Below are 14,446 nucleotides of genomic sequence, written 5' to 3'. Positions count from 1 at the left end.
CCCTATTAAGGTAATGTCTTGAGATAAGCGATCGCGTCAGCTTGTCATGAAGGTTTTGTATAGAACCCATTTGGGATCTTAGATATTGAAGTAAGATGAATTCGCAAGTGATTATTGAAGTTTTATCGAACTCTACAAAAACTTACGATCGCAGCGGTAAATTTAAATTTTATCAAACAATTCCGACATTGCAAGAGTATATTAGACCTGTTGCAAAAGTCAAATTTACCCCCCTTAGTCCCCCCTCCCGCGGGGAGAAACAAGAATAATCTTGCTCCCTCCCCTTAATAAGGGGAGGGTTGGGGTGGGGTGCTTTGGATTTTTGCAAAAGTATATTCTGATTGACCAGTCTCAGGTTTATGTAAACAGTATTGTAAATTGGCAAACAAGCGGTGTCGTAACGTCAATATGACGAGGAAGAAGCGGCGCTAGTCTTTAATTCCTTTCAAGTAGAAGTGCTGCTTGTAGATGTCAATAGAAAAGTATATTTTGCGACAAAAAATGAGCTAAAAAATGAGATTGAGAAGAACAAAGAGGAATAAGGGCGATCGCTTGGTTGGGAATGTGCGTTATCATTTAATTGAGCGATCGCATTCAAAAAAGTATTTGTTCAACATCCTTGTGGGAGAATATCTTCATGACAACCACTTTGCCAACAACCGAGCAACGTTACTTCACAGAAGAGCAATATTTAGCACTGGAAGAAACAGCCGAAGATAAAAACGAATATCTCAACGGGGAAATTATTCCTATGACAGGCGGATCTACAAATCACAATCGGCTCGCAGGAAACGTTTACATTGCTTTAAATTTGGCTCTTCCAGAACAAGAGTATGATGTCTTCATCGGTGACGTGCGTCTGTGGGTTCCAAAAGTGCGACTTTACACTTATCCCGATGTAATGGTAATTTTTGGGGAACCTGAGTACCACAACAATCGCACAGACATGATTACTAATCCTCAAGTGATTGTGGAAGTTTTATCAAAGTCTACTAAAAATTACGATCGAGGTGACAAGTTTAAATTGTACAAAACTATTCCTAGTTTTCGAGAATACATTCTGATTGACCAAACACAAATTAATGTTGAGCAGTATTCTAAAACCGAGAATAAAAGATGGTTGTATTCCGAGTATGATGAGGAAGATACCGCATTAGTGTTTAATTCCTTCGAGGTTGAAGTTCCTCTATCGGCTATTTATAAGAAAGTCAATTTTGAGGAAGTTGAAAAAGAGAATAATCAGAATGAGGTGTGAGGGCGATCTCAGTTGCCTCGTGTTAAACTGAATCTAGCGGTCGTGTTAAGCAAGGAAAAATAGCCGTGATGCCTATCCAAGAACAAATTCTTGACAAACTGAAAAATTTCTCTGAAATCGAACTGCAAGAAATCCTCAACTTTGCTGATTTCCTGTTATGGCAGCGGAGAAAGCAGGAAGTAGCTTCGCCGCCAGATGAAACTGGCAACACCGAACCAGCAAATATGGATCGAGAGTCCGAGGTTCATTATGTTCGTGGAGTCTTAGTCGTCAAAGCATCATTAATAAAAAATCAAGAACTGATTAATTGGGATACAATTATTCCCGATATGCGCGAAGAAAGAATCGGGAAGTTTATCTAAAATTAACGTTTTATTTGATATATCCGTTCTGATAGCAGCGTTGATAGAAGATCATCCCAGTCACTCTCAAAGCTTATCTGGGTTGGAGCGAGTTCGATCGCAGGAGATTGACGGATTTGTCTCAACTCATACTATAGCTGAACTTTACTCCGTACTCACTCGCATTCCTCGTCAACCTCGAATTAATCCTGGGTTAGCACAACGGTTAATTGTAGAGAATTTGAGTAGTTTTAATAAAGTTATTCTGACTGCTGAGGATTACCAAGCAACAGTAAGCAAAATGGTTAGTTTAAACCTACCAGGGGGAGGGATTTACGATGGGTTAATTGCTCAAGCTGCACTGAAAGCAGGTGTGGATGTGTTATTGACTCTTAACCCTAATGATTTTACTCGACTGGGAGATGATGTCAGGCGGTTAGTGCAAGTGCCCGGTTAAGCCGATCGCACTTTGTTGGAAAAAGGCGATCGCAATAGGCGATGAAACTTGCATAATGAAGCCTTAACAGCTATAGCACGATCGCAGTTTCAGCAGATCGATCGCCTGAATGAAGAGGGCGAAGATGCAAAGTAATTTCCATATCGAGTCGCTTGAGAAAAATCAGTAGTTTACCCTCACTGAACCGTTGAAACTCTCCGTTCATTAAATTAGATACTTCTGGCTGTGGAATGCCAAGAATTTGACTAATTTCGTGCTGTTTTAAGTTGCGTTGTTTCAGGAGACGGATTACTTGAATTCCTATTTTGCCCCGCGTAAAAAGTTCATCTGCATCCTCCAGTCCGAGGTCAGAAAATACATTGCCGCTGCTTTCTTCAAAAAAGGGTTCTTGGGTCATTTTTGTTCTTCCCTTGCCACTGCATCCTTATAGCGTTGTTTAATCAGGTCAACATCAGCTTGTGGGGTTTTAATCCCCTGCTTTGATTTTTTCTGAAAAGCGTGCAGGACATAGACTTTTTCCCCAATCTTTACAGCGTAAACTGCCCTGTAAGTATCATTATCGTAGCGTTTTACGATTTCATATACACCGCTACCCACCACTTTAAAAGGCTTGGCTTGTAAAGGTGTTTCCCCTGCTTGCACCAGTTGCAGCGCATAACCTACTGCTTTTTGTACCTCTTGAGGAAACTCGCGGATATTTCTGCGAGAGTCTCCCATCCAAACAAGAGGTCGTAAAGCAATCTCTATAATGTCCTCACTATCACTCATTTTATATGGAAATTTCTCTAAAAACAAGTCAGACAATAATTTGATAAATAAGCAAGGGCATCTTTTGTAGATGCCCTTACCCAACTAACTACGCGCCGACAGCTTCCTTGGCCGCGTACAACACCTCAGCATTGATCTTCTCAATCCCTCGTTCGCGGGCGAATTTCTCAGTATTTCGCTTCACCTTACCGCGCACGAAACCAGGAATTTTATTCAACTCCGCCTGTCCATCCTTCGTCCAATTCATATCAGAATCTGCCGAAATACCCTTGGTAATTACTTCCTTGGTATCGTGGCCGCCGAAGATTTCCAGCAAGTGGTCTTCCATTCCCAAAGTGAAGGAATTGTAGACCAAATCTACGCACTGATTCGTGCCTTCATAACCCAAAAATGGCTTGTAGCCGATCGGGAAATTTTGGACGTGAATCGGTGCAGCAATTACACCGCACGGAATATCCAACCGCTTACCGACGTGGCGTTCCATTTGCGTGCCGAAAATTGCCGAAGGTTCCGCTTTGGCGATCGCATCTCCAATTTGCCCGTGATCGTCCGTCACCAGCACTTCATCACAATACTCGCTAACCTGTTCCCGGAACCAGTCAGCATCGTGTTTGCAGTAGGTTCCAGCCCACACAACGTGGATTCCCATCTCGCGAGCCAAAATCTTCGTCATCGCCGCAGCGTGCGTATTATCGCCAAATACGACGGCTTTTTTGCCGGTTAAGTTTTGGCAGTCGATCGATCGCGAAAACCAAGCAGCCTGCGACACAAATCGAGTTTGTTGGTCAATAAAGTTTTCGTAATCAACATCCGCACCTTGAGCATTCAAAACTTGCTGAATCTTGCGGATACAGCGCGCAGTTTCTACCACACCCATCGGCGTAATATCCACCATCGGCGTACCGAATTCTTTTTGCAAATACTCCCCACTCATCATCCCCAATTCCCGATAAGGAACCAAGTTAAACCAAGCGCGCGGCAGTCTTTTTAAGTTGTGAACCGAAGCACCTTCGGGAATAACTTCGTTAACTTCAATTCCCAAATCTGCCATCAAACGCTTCAACTCGGTGCAGTCGTGCTGGTTGTGGAAACCCAGCGTAGACATACCGATAATGTTGACCGATGGTTTTTCGCTTTTGGCTTCTACTAAATCGCCTTTTTTGCGGGCTTTGTTAATGTAAAACTGGACGATTTGATCTAAAGTGCGATCGGCAGCTTGCAATTCGTTGACGCGGTAATGGTTGACATCCGCCAGCAATACATCGCCTTTGGCATCCAATTGAGCTCGCTCCACGAAGTTTTCCAAGTCTTCTTGCAGAATGCTGGAGGTGCAAGTCGGGGTGAGCACGATTAAATCTGGGTGTTCTTCTCTGTCTTTGCGGGTGATGTTGTCCACCACCCGTTCCTGCGATCCCCGCGCCAGTACGTGTCTGTCAACGACGCTGGTAGTTACCGGGGTGAAATCCCGTTCCCTCTCCAGCATGGAACGCATGACGTTAAAATAGTCGTCTCCAATCGGTGCGTGCATGATCGCATGGACGTTTTTGAAGGAAGTGGCCACGCGCAAAGTGCCGATGTGGGCTGGGCCTGCGTACATCCAATAAGCCAATTTCATAGGTATTTTTCCTGATGTTGGTTGAGATTTGCCCGATCGGGCGATTACTGCTAAATTTTAAGGTTGTTTCCGATTTTCTCACCGGATGAATCCTTTAGAAATAATAACTTTCTGAAGATTTACAGATGAGAAAAATCCTCAAACGCTTTTGCTGGCTAAGTTTTCACTCGCCCTTCCCACAATTTTACCTTTGTTTTATGGCAATAATTCTTAATGTATTGTCAAGTTTCGTTAAGAACCGGACACATCTTATTAACCTAGGATACCCCAGCCGCACCTGACCCCTAAATTGCTACAATAGTTTTCGCCCAACTATATTATTGACTTTTTAAACAACATACAATACACTATTAATTAATCTACTATTTCCTCTGTCGCGAAACTTGCTTAATTAGGGGAAATATTGACCTAAAACAAATTCTTGACAAATCCCATGAAACTATCCAAAATTGACTTGAGCAGCGTCTTAGCAGTCGGTCACTCTAACGGCCAGTTAGGACTGTTGATCGATCGCGGCGCAGAAATCGAATTTATCGAAATTGCCGCACCCGAAGCTGCAATGCACGGCCTGCAAATGGTTGATTTCATCGCCAATACAGATTCCACCGAACTCAATGGCGCTATTGAATTACCAGAAATTGCTCCCTGCGGCGAACCAATTGCTATGATGTCCGTAGATTCCCAAATGGCGAGAGCGATCGGATACAACGAAGAAGAGCAAGTTTTACAAATAGAATTTAGCAGCGGCTCAGTCTATCAATACAGCGACGTAGAACCGGAAATTTGGGAATCTCTGCAAGATGCCGATTCTACAGGCAGATTTTTTAACTCCGAGATTAAAGGTTATTATTCGAGCCAGCGTGTAGATGAACCAGCGTAGTTAGAAGTTGCACCTAAAAGCGGTTTGAGCGAGGTGTAATAACTTGCCTATTTTCACTACAAACAAGCTAAATTCAAGCAATCTCCTAAAAGCTGAGATTGTTTTTTTAGGATCGTCTCCTTTTGGCAAAAAGCGTTTTTTTGCAGTGCGAGCTTCAGATATCGCGAGTCTCGCAAGCGATCGCACTATAAAAGCAAAGGTGAGATTGTTTTTTTGTCAGCCGTGCGATCGATCCTTATACCAAATCCTTGCACAAATTCTCTATTTGTGCTTTTGTTTACCTAACTGCTGAGGTGACGAAAGCCCCAGGGCGCTTTAGAAAGCAGCAGCTCTTTCCTGTCAAGGCGGATCTTCCCACACACCCCAAAAGATAGCTCTTAAGCGATAATGAAGAATAACATAGGATTTACGAAAAAACCCTGGTTTATAGGAAAAAATCTGGGGTTTGTCAACGACTAGCAACGAAACAATCGGGTTTCTAGCCCGCCGCGCGTAAGTCCTGTAATATTGACCAAGCACACCTAATTTGAGAGAACCCAACTATGATGGCAATTCCCGGCGTTGCAGTTCTCGCTCTCATTTATGAAAGCAGCACTTCCCTGGTTTACCGCGGCCGCAACGAGCAAGACAACCAACCCGTTATTATCAAACTGATCAAAGAAGACTATCCGACTCCCGAAGAACTCAATAGATACAAGCGTGAATATGAGATTACCGCCAATTTAAACCTCCTGGAAGGAGTTGTTAAAGTATACAAATTGCAGCAGGTTAGAAATAGTCTGGCAATGATTTTAGAAGATTTTGGCGGCGAATCTTTGAGGATTTTCATGGCTTCCCAAAAATTTACAATCTTAGGATTTTTGACTGCAGCCATCAAAGTTGCTGAAACCTTGGGAGAAATTCACGCTCGCAATGTAATTCATAAAGATATTAACCCCTCTAATATAGTTTTTAATCCAGCTACCGGACAAGTTAAACTCATAGATTTTAGTATCTCAACTGCATCCGATCTAGAAGACTTTCCCAATAAAGATCCTAATTTTTTAGAAGGCACTTTAGCTTATATGTCGCCGGAACAAACTGGCAGAATGAACCGGGTAATTGATTACCGTACAGACTTTTATTCCCTAGGCGTTACCTTCTATGAAATCCTATCGGGACAGCTCCCTTTTCCCACAACCGATCCGATGGAGTTAGTTCACTGTCATATCGCCAAACAGCCAGTACCCATCGCTGAAATTGCACTAGAAATTCCTAAAGCTATTTCAGATATTCTCATGAAATTGTTAGCGAAAACCGCTGAGGATCGATATCAAAGTGCTTGGGGGCTCAAAGCAGATTTGGAAGCTTGTTTGTTTCAGTTGCAAACATCTGGAATTATTACCGAGTTTGCTCTCGGACACCAAGATATTTCAGACAAATTTAAAATTCCTCAAAAACTTTACGGCAGACAGCGAGAAGTTGAAACTCTTTTAGCAGCATTTGAACGGGTAGCCGCTACAAATAACCGAGCCTACCGCCTCGAACAATCGCAAATTTCTGTCATCAAGAAAGAACTCAAATCGAAAAAAGAAAGCGCCCTGTCAGTGCTGGCGAGAGGACAGCATAAATCCCGCAGCGAGATGATGCTGATTGCTGGTTATTCCGGCATTGGCAAATCTGCAATGGTGAAGATTTTAGACAAATCCATTACCCACAGGCGCGGTTATTTTATTTGGGGAAAGTTTGACCAGTACAAACGGACTATTCCTTACTCTGCAGTTGTCAGCGCTTTTTCGGAGTTAGTGCGGCAACTATTAACTGAAAGTGAAGCTCAATTGGCAGTTTGGCGCGAAAAACTCCGCACTTCTTTCGGTCAAAACGGGCAAATTATTATTGATATACTTCCCGAAATTGAACTAATTGTCGGAGCTCAATCTCCTGTCGCTGAATTGGGGTCTACAGAATCTCTTAACCGCTTTAATTTAGTATTTCAAAATTTCATTCGCGTATTTTGTCAGCCCGAACATCCGCTGGTGATTTTTCTCGACGATTTGCAGTGGGCAGATTCTGCGACTCTCAAGCTGATCGAATTAATGATGACAGATGAAGCTACACAATATCTGTTTTTAATCGGCGCTTATCGGGATAATGAAGTCAGTCCCACTCATCCTTTAATGATGACTGTGGAGACGCTGCGAAATCAGGAAGCCATCATTAATGAGATTGCTTTGTCGCCGCTGGGGGTCGAAAATATCACTGATTTGATTGCCGAAACTTTGCACAGCGATCGCGAATCTGTCAAACCTTTAGCTGAACTGGTTGTCAACAAAACAGACGGTAATCCTTTTTTTGTTAATCAATTTCTGCAAACATTGTATCAAGAAAACCTGCTAGTTTTTCATCCGCCTCAGTCTGGGAGCAAGGGCGGCTGGCATTGGAATATGACTCAAATTGAGCAGTGCGCTATCACTGACAATGTTGTAGATTTGATGGTGCAGAAGTTGAGAAAACTGCCGTTGGAAACGCAGCAAGTTTTGCGTTTAGTGGCTTGTTTGGGCAACGAATTTGATTTAAATACTCTTTCTTTAATTAATGAAAAAGAAGCGTCGGAAACTTTTTCGCACTTACTGCCGGCGATTAAGTCGGGACTGATTTTGCCAACTTCGGAATTGGAAAGCAAGTCCTTAGATTATGTGATGTTTCCGCTGTTGATTCTGAATTATAAGTTTTTGCACGATCGCGTACAACAAGCAGCTTACGCTCTGATCGACGACTCGGAAAAAAAGGCAGTTCACCTGAAAATAGGCAGGCAAATCCTCGAAAACACTCCGGCTGAGTATCGCGCTGACAGAATTTTTGAATTAGTCGATCACTTGAATGTAGCGCGATCGCTAATTAGAGACGAGCGAGAATTAATTGAACTAGCAACCCTGAATTTAGACGCCGCCCGCCGAGCTAAAGATGCCACGGCTTATGTTGCGGCTTTGGAGTATTTGACTGCTGGTATGGACGGTTTGACGGCCGATATTTGGGATTTTTACTACGACTTAGCCTTTGCTCTGCACATGGAGCGGGCAAATGTTGAGTATCTAAACGGCTATTTCGAGCATTCAGAAGAATTTATTAACATAACTTTGCAAAAAGCGCGATCGCCCTTAGAAAAAGTAGAAATTTACAACCTGCTGATCGTGCAGTACACCCTCCGCGCCAAGTACGAAGAAGCCGTTAAAGCCGGAATCCAAGCTTTGAACTTGCTGGGAATTGACTTACCGCTAGACGGGCTGCAAAAAGTCATCTCCGAAGAATCAGCAACAGCCAAAAAACTTTTAGCAGGTAAAGACATCTCTTCCTTAATTGACGCACCAGAAATGACGGTACCAGACAAAAAAGTTGCCGTCAAATTAATCACAAACTTATTAACATCAGCTTACCTAAAAAATCCCGACTTGTGGAAAGTCAGCGTCTTAAAAGGAGTCAATCTCTCTCTCACCTACGGTTTAGTTCCCGAAGCATCTCTCTGCTACGCGGGCTACGGTATGTTCTTAAACGCTGTTTATGGAGATTACAAAGCAGCTTATCAATTTGCCATGTTGTCCCTAAATTTGAGCGAAAAATCTGGGAATATCGGCTTGAAATGCAGAGCTTGTTCCTCCTTAGTCAGTATTTTTTATTACTGGTTCAACCATATCAAAGATTGCCACGCCATCAGCAATGAAGGATATCAAGCTGCCTTAGAATCAGGAGATTTAGAATACGCGGGTTATATTCTCTCCAACCGCATAGCCAACTACTTTTTCCAAGGAAAAGAAATATCCCTCATGCTGGCAGACACCAGTAGATATTTGCTATTTAGCCAAAAAACCAAAAATCAACTTGTTACCGATATATTATTAGGAGCAGAGTTAATTCTCCGCAACTTGAGCCAACTCACTTCTGACAAGTTTGTATTTGAGAGCGAAGATATCAGCGAAGCTGAATACGTACAAAACTGTCTAGCTCATCAAAATTTGTACTCGCTGTGCCTTTATCAGATTCGCAAATGCCAGGTAATGTACTGGTACGGCAACTACAACGAAGCGCTGCAACTAGCTTTGGAAGTAGAAAAGCAGCTATCTTTTATTACTGCAGCAATACCCGCTACCGAATGGAACTTTTTCTTTTCTCTAGTTTTAGCGGCAGTTTTTCCCACTGTTTCAAAAGACAAGCAAAAACAATACCTGAAAAAATTAGAAGCCAATCAAAAAGAGATGAAGATTTGGGCGGACAACTGTCGCGAAAACTTTCTGCACAAATACCTTTTAGTACAAGCAGAAATAGCTAGAATTACCAAAAAAGACTCAGAAGCTGTAGAGCTTTACGATTTCGCGATAAACTTAGCTCAAGACAACGAATTTATCCAAAATGAAGCCCTCGCTAACGAACTAGCCGCCAAATTTTGGTTGAGTAAAGGTAAATATCAATATGCCAAAATCCACTTGCGCGAAGCTCACTCGTGCTACTTGCGCTGGGGCGCTGTCCGCAAAGTTGAAGATTTAGAACAAAAGTATCCCCAGTTGCGAGAAATGACCCCGCTGCACGGAAGTTTTAACAACAATCCAACTACAACAACTATTCATACTTCTACTGGCAGCGATGCGAGAGTGCTAGATTTAGCAAGTGTAATGAAAGCATCTCTGGCGATTTCCAGCGAAATTGTTTTAGACAAATTGCTGGCTTCTTTGATGAGAATATCGCTGGAAAACGCGGGCGCACAATCCGGTTCTTTGATTTTGGTGAGAGATGAAAAATTGTTAATTTCAGCTCAAGCGTCAGTAATTGCTGAAGATGTAGCGGTGCTGCAATTTACGCCTGTTGAAGAATGTCAGGATTTACCTGTGACGGTGATTAATTTTGTGGAAAGAACTCGCTCGGACGTGGTGTTGAGCAATGCGACGGCTGAGGGGCGATTTACGGCAGATCCTTATGTGGTAAAACACCAGCTCAAATCTCTTTTGTGTACGCCGATAGTCAATCAACGCAAATTAATCGGCATTCTTTATTTAGAAAATAACTTAACAATCGGAGCATTTAATGCCCACAGATTAGAAGTTTTAAGGCTGCTTTCTTCCCAAGTTGCAATTTCTTTAGACAATGCTCTGCTTTACAATTCGGTGGAGCAGAAAGTGCAAGAAAGGACGCAGGAGTTAAATGAAAAAAACGAGCGTTTAGAACAAACTTTGCGCGAGCTAAAACTCACTCAAGCTCAATTAATCCAAACTGAAAAGATGTCTAGTTTGGGGCAAATGGTAGCTGGTGTTGCCCACGAAATTAATAATCCTGTAAGTTTCATTTACGGCAATCTCAATCCGGCTAGCGAATATGTAAAAGATTTGCTGAAATTGATCGAGCTTTATCAGCAAAACTATCCCGAACCTGTTGATGAAATTCTAGAGGAAATAGAAACAATTGAACTGGAATTTTTGAGCGAAGATTTGCAAAAACTGCTGGATTCGATGAAAGTTGGAGCGGAAAGAATCCGAGATATTGTGCTGAGCTTGCGGAATTTTTCGCGCCTCGACGAAGCGCAAATGAAGTCGGTTGATATCCATGAAGGTATTGACAGTACGGTGATGCTGCTGCAACCGCGCTTGAGGAAAGAGGGCGGACGTTTGGGAATTGAGGTGATTAAAAATTATAGCAAACTGCCGTTAATTACTTGTTATGCGTCGCAGTTGAATCAGGTATTTATGAATATTTTGACCAATGCGATTGATGCGCTGCTTTTGGCAAGAGATTGCCCGGAAAGCTCTCAAAAACAGCCGGCTATTACAATTTCTACGGAGCTGACAGACAGGAATTCGGCGATAATTAGAATTGCTGATAGCGGGCCGGGGATGAGTGCTGAGGTGCTACACAAGATATTCGATCCGTTTTTTACAACTAAACCGGTGGGTTCTGGGACTGGTTTGGGGTTGTCGATTTCTCACTCGATTGTTGTTAGTTCCCACGGCGGAAACTTGACTTGCGTTTCTGCACCGGGAGAGGGTACGGAGTTTGTGATTGAGATTCCGATCGCCCCGCGGCAAGTTTTGTAAGAAATAGCGAATATTGGGCGAATATCCGGCGGTTGAAACCGCGTCTACACAAACAATGTCCGCCTCTGCGGACTAAGAAAACTGCACTTGGCGGTATAAATCGGCGATCGCAATTTCCACACCCACCGATTCTAGTAGCAAAGAATCACCCAAACTATATTCTGACAGCACCCACTGACTCTGTTGATTGCATCGAAATAGTTCTACTCCGGGCTGTTGAACTTGCACTAAAACATACTCTTGCAGGGTTGAAAATTGGCGATATTTAGCAAATTTTGCGCCGCGATCTAGGGCTTCAGTTGAAGGTGATAAAACTTCGATAATTAAGGAAGGAAATTGCACCAATTGCGGATCGTTATCGCGATCGTCGCAAGTTACGACAACATCAGGATAAAAATACTTTCGCCCTGGTTCCACTTGGACTTTGACATCGGCGATGTAAGGTTCGCAAGGGCGATCGACAAGGGCATCATCTAGTATCCTGAAGAAATTTCCTGAAATCCGATTGTGATCGCGGGTGCCGCCGGTCATGGCGACTACTTCGCCATCCCAATACTCGTAGCGTTCTTCTTGGGTGGGTTCCCAAGCCAGGTATTCTTCTGCGCTCATCAATGGGCGATCGGGTAAAGCAACCATAATTGCGATCGAGTAATGAAGTCTGTTTCTAGGATAACAGGAAGATTGCCTTCCCTGCGCGAGGATTGATGAAGGGCGATCGCTCTAAACTATCAACTTTGTTAAACCCTCATAGGAAGTGATATAATTGGTAAAAAATACCTTCAGGAGAAACAGATGAAAGCTGTTGAAGTAACGGGAACCCTGGATGAAAAAGGTCAATTATTTCTCGATCGCGCGATCGAAGACTTCCCCCCCAGCCGCGTGCGAGTTATCGTACTTTTTCCCGAAGTAACAGAGGAAACCGAAATCGATCCTGATGATACTCCCATTGCCGAAGTGAAAGCAAGTCTCAGGAGAGCATTACAGCAAGCAAAAGCCGGACAAACCCGACCAATTTCTGATCTGTGGGAGAGAATCGATGCTGAATGAGCCTCATCTAGTTTCTATCAGATTCTCAGACGAATTTGAGGAAAACTTATATACCTTGTCAAAAAGATATCGACTGATTCGCTCGGATGTTCAGCCAATTATTGAACAATTCCAAGGGGGTAATTTTACTGGCGATCGCATCCCCGGAATGGGTGAAAATTATGTCATCTTGAAGGTGAGAGTCAGAAATAGCAATATCCAAAAAGGGAAAAGCGCTGGTTATCGACTGATATATCAAGTTGAATCACCGACTAGCGTACTGCTATTAACCATGTATGCTAAATCAGACCGAGAAGATATTAGTCCTAATGAGATTCGTAACATCTTAGCTGAGTTAGATCGGGATGAATGAATGATTAATGTCGGTAATCACGAGGTTAAAATCAACCAACTTAAAAAGCTTGCCGCTGAGCCTCCAACAATTCTTGAATCCCAGTTTCTGCCATATCCAAAATTTGATTTAACTGACTGCGACTAAAACTTCCCTCTTCCGCAGTTCCCTGAATTTCGATGATGTTCAAATCTCCATTCATTACCACATTACAATCAATTTCTGCCGCCACATCTTCCAGATAATTCAAATCTAAAAATAGCTCATTTTCCAAAAGTCCCACAGACACCGCCGCCACTTGGCGAATTAAGGGCGATCGCACCAAATCACCTTTTTGCACCAACTTATTCAAAGCATCAGCCACAGCCACAAACCCGCCATTAATAGAAGTCGTGCGAGTCCCCGCATCAGCTTGCAAAACATCCGCATCCACCAGAATCGTGCGTTCCCCCAAAAGCTGCATATCCAAGCACGATCGCAAACTGCGTCCAATCAACCGCTGAATCTCTTGAGTGCGTCCCGATAACTTCATAAATTCTCGTTCTTGCCGCTGCGGCGTAGAACCCGGCAACATCCGGTACTCCGCCGTCAGCCAGCCTTTTCCGGTATTTTCCAGAAACCTAGGCACTCCCGGCTTGATTGTAACGCTGCACAGTACCTGAGTATCGCCGCTTTTTGCGAGCACCGAGGCGCTGGCAAATTTCGTAAATTCGCGATCGAAACTAATCGGACGAAGTTGATTTGGCTGTCTGCCATCTGCACGTTTTTTGGACATAAGTTATTTGTTATTTGTTGTTTGTTATTTGTTACTTGTTATTTGTTACTTGTTATTTGTTATTGGTAATAATCAACAAATAACAGCTACTGCCAACTACCAACTGCCAACTGACTACTGACTACTGACTACTGACTACTACCAACTACCAACTGCCAACTGACGACTGACTACTGACCATTTTGAGAATATCTTGCTGCACTTGTTCGGGGGATTGGTCGCCGTTGATAGTTAACAGTTTGTGGCGATACTCGTAATACTCTAAGATAGGAATAGTGCGTTCCTCGAACAAATCTAGCCTGCGGTGTAAAATTTCTGGCTCGTCGTCCGATCGATCGCGTTCGATCGATCGGCTCAACAAAACTTCATTGGGAACCTTCAGCCAAATTGCCCAATCTAACTCCTGCGCCAAACCCTCTAATAAAAAATCCAATTCCTCAGCTTGAAAAGCCGTTCGCGGATATCCCTCCAACAGCCAGCCATTAAAGACATCCCACAGCAAAAGCCGGCGGCCGATAAACTTAATCAAAATTTCATCGGGAACTAAATCGCCCGATTCCACATAAGGCACCGCCAACTTGCCCAAGTTTGTTTTACCTGCGATTTCGGCCCGCAGAATGTCCCCTAATGCCAGCAAAGGGATGCTCAAATTGCTGCACAGTAGTTCAGCCTGAGTTCCCTTTCCCGCTCCTGGCCCTCCCAGAATTACCAATCTCACACTGCTTGCTCCTAGTGCCGCGACATTAAAATTCTACGCGATGTTTACCTTTTCTTGACAATCCCCGACTTCCCAAGACTCCTCTTGCCTTGCTCATTCATCCTGTAACTGTCTATTTTTGGCGATCCCCGCCATATTTGGGTAAAAAACCCGGTTTCTGCGCCGCCGCGCTCGTCTAGTTCAAAAAAAACCAAACGACTGTG

General features: G+C 43.3%; 13 protein-coding genes. 7 read left to right on the top strand and 6 right to left on the bottom strand.

The window, feature by feature from the left end:
• Window positions 1–637: 637 nt before the first annotated feature.
• The 3 genes from QUB13_RS14830 (at window position 638) to QUB13_RS14820 (ending at window position 2,053) form a co-directional block, all read left to right on the top strand.
• The gene (locus tag QUB13_RS14830; RefSeq protein WP_333115466.1) at window positions 638–1,255 is read left to right on the top strand and encodes a Uma2 family endonuclease; all 618 of its coding nucleotides are present in this window, start codon (window positions 638–640) and stop codon (window positions 1,253–1,255) included.
• 68 nt (window positions 1,256–1,323) lie between these two features.
• Window positions 1,324–1,617, top strand: a complete 294-nt coding sequence (locus tag QUB13_RS14825; RefSeq protein WP_333381999.1) for a hypothetical protein — start codon at window positions 1,324–1,326, stop codon at window positions 1,615–1,617.
• Window positions 1,562–2,053, top strand: coding sequence for a PIN domain-containing protein (locus tag QUB13_RS14820; RefSeq protein WP_333382126.1), 492 nt, complete (start codon window positions 1,562–1,564; stop codon window positions 2,051–2,053). The genes QUB13_RS14825 and QUB13_RS14820 overlap by 56 nt, the downstream gene beginning before the upstream one ends.
• A 70-nt stretch (window positions 2,054–2,123) precedes the next feature.
• Here the strand turns inward: QUB13_RS14820 and QUB13_RS14815 are convergent, their stop codons facing one another.
• From QUB13_RS14815 to bchB, 3 genes are read right to left on the bottom strand one after another with little or no spacing between them, the layout of a single operon-like run.
• On the bottom strand, window positions 2,124–2,450 hold the full coding sequence (locus QUB13_RS14815) for a helix-turn-helix domain-containing protein (RefSeq protein ID WP_333115471.1): 327 nt from the start codon (window positions 2,448–2,450) through the stop codon (window positions 2,124–2,126).
• Complete coding sequence (locus QUB13_RS14810; protein ID WP_333381996.1) at window positions 2,447–2,857, bottom strand: type II toxin-antitoxin system RelE/ParE family toxin; 411 nt, start codon at window positions 2,855–2,857, stop codon at window positions 2,447–2,449. Before QUB13_RS14810 ends, QUB13_RS14815 begins: the two co-directional genes overlap by 4 nt.
• Window positions 2,858–2,909: 52 nt before the next feature.
• Window positions 2,910–4,436, bottom strand: coding sequence for a ferredoxin:protochlorophyllide reductase (ATP-dependent) subunit B (bchB, locus tag QUB13_RS14805; RefSeq protein ID WP_333087369.1), 1,527 nt, complete (start codon window positions 4,434–4,436; stop codon window positions 2,910–2,912).
• A gap of 433 nt (window positions 4,437–4,869) precedes the next feature.
• Here bchB and QUB13_RS14800 point away from each other — a divergent pair, with 433 nt between their 5' ends.
• Together QUB13_RS14800 and QUB13_RS14795 are read left to right on the top strand one after the other, a co-directional pair.
• Window positions 4,870–5,316: a KTSC domain-containing protein gene (locus QUB13_RS14800; protein ID WP_333381994.1), complete on the top strand. Its 447-nt coding sequence runs from the start codon at window positions 4,870–4,872 to the stop codon at window positions 5,314–5,316.
• Window positions 5,317–5,858: 542 nt separating this feature from the next.
• A complete protein-coding gene (locus QUB13_RS14795; RefSeq protein WP_333381992.1) occupies window positions 5,859–11,372 on the top strand; it encodes a trifunctional serine/threonine-protein kinase/ATP-binding protein/sensor histidine kinase in 5,514 nt (1,837 codons plus the stop codon).
• A gap of 72 nt (window positions 11,373–11,444) precedes the next feature.
• Here the strand turns inward: QUB13_RS14795 and QUB13_RS14790 are convergent, their stop codons facing one another.
• The gene (locus tag QUB13_RS14790) at window positions 11,445–12,008 is read right to left on the bottom strand and encodes a Uma2 family endonuclease (protein ID WP_333381990.1); all 564 of its coding nucleotides are present in this window, start codon (window positions 12,006–12,008) and stop codon (window positions 11,445–11,447) included.
• A 156-nt stretch (window positions 12,009–12,164) separates the two neighbouring features.
• Between QUB13_RS14790 and QUB13_RS14785 the strand changes: the two genes are divergently transcribed.
• Complete coding sequence (locus tag QUB13_RS14785) at window positions 12,165–12,419, top strand: type II toxin-antitoxin system RelN family antitoxin (RefSeq protein ID WP_194068903.1); 255 nt, start codon at window positions 12,165–12,167, stop codon at window positions 12,417–12,419.
• Window positions 12,409–12,771 carry a type II toxin-antitoxin system RelE/ParE family toxin gene (locus tag QUB13_RS14780; protein ID WP_333381989.1) on the top strand — a complete coding sequence of 121 codons (363 nt, stop codon included), beginning with the start codon at window positions 12,409–12,411 and terminating at the stop codon, window positions 12,769–12,771. Before QUB13_RS14785 ends, QUB13_RS14780 begins: the two co-directional genes overlap by 11 nt.
• Before the next feature lie 40 nt (window positions 12,772–12,811).
• On the opposite strand, the gene rph is transcribed toward QUB13_RS14780, so the two are convergent.
• On the bottom strand, window positions 12,812–13,525 hold the full coding sequence (gene rph / locus QUB13_RS14775) for a ribonuclease PH (RefSeq protein WP_333381987.1): 714 nt from the start codon (window positions 13,523–13,525) through the stop codon (window positions 12,812–12,814).
• A 145-nt stretch (window positions 13,526–13,670) separates the two neighbouring features.
• Window positions 13,671–14,243 (bottom strand): adenylate kinase family protein, encoded by a 573-nt coding sequence (locus QUB13_RS14770; RefSeq protein WP_333381985.1) that lies wholly within the window; start codon window positions 14,241–14,243, stop codon window positions 13,671–13,673.
• Between the last annotated feature and the right edge of the window lie 203 nt (window positions 14,244–14,446).

This window comes from Microcoleus sp. B4-D4 (assembly GCF_036705185.1).
Lineage (GTDB): Bacteria > Cyanobacteriota > Cyanobacteriia > Cyanobacteriales > Microcoleaceae > Microcoleus.
The sequence above is the reverse complement of the archived record's forward strand: the minus strand, read 5'-3'. Positions and strand labels throughout refer to the sequence as shown.

Coding starts and splice junctions, on each gene's coding strand:
- QUB13_RS14830 (WP_333115466.1), top strand. CDS start 638: ATGACAACCACTTTGCCAACAACCGAGCAACGTTACTTCACAGAAGAG.
- QUB13_RS14825 (WP_333381999.1), top strand. CDS start 1,324: ATGCCTATCCAAGAACAAATTCTTGACAAACTGAAAAATTTCTCTGAA.
- QUB13_RS14815 (WP_333115471.1), bottom strand. CDS start 2,450: ATGACCCAAGAACCCTTTTTTGAAGAAAGCAGCGGCAATGTATTTTCT.
- bchB (WP_333087369.1), bottom strand. CDS start 4,436: ATGAAATTGGCTTATTGGATGTACGCAGGCCCAGCCCACATCGGCACT.
- QUB13_RS14800 (WP_333381994.1), top strand. CDS start 4,870: ATGAAACTATCCAAAATTGACTTGAGCAGCGTCTTAGCAGTCGGTCAC.
- QUB13_RS14795 (WP_333381992.1), top strand. CDS start 5,859: ATGATGGCAATTCCCGGCGTTGCAGTTCTCGCTCTCATTTATGAAAGC.
- QUB13_RS14790 (WP_333381990.1), bottom strand. CDS start 12,008: ATGGTTGCTTTACCCGATCGCCCATTGATGAGCGCAGAAGAATACCTG.
- QUB13_RS14785 (WP_194068903.1), top strand. CDS start 12,165: ATGAAAGCTGTTGAAGTAACGGGAACCCTGGATGAAAAAGGTCAATTA.
- QUB13_RS14780 (WP_333381989.1), top strand. CDS start 12,409: ATGCTGAATGAGCCTCATCTAGTTTCTATCAGATTCTCAGACGAATTT.
- rph (WP_333381987.1), bottom strand. CDS start 13,525: ATGTCCAAAAAACGTGCAGATGGCAGACAGCCAAATCAACTTCGTCCG.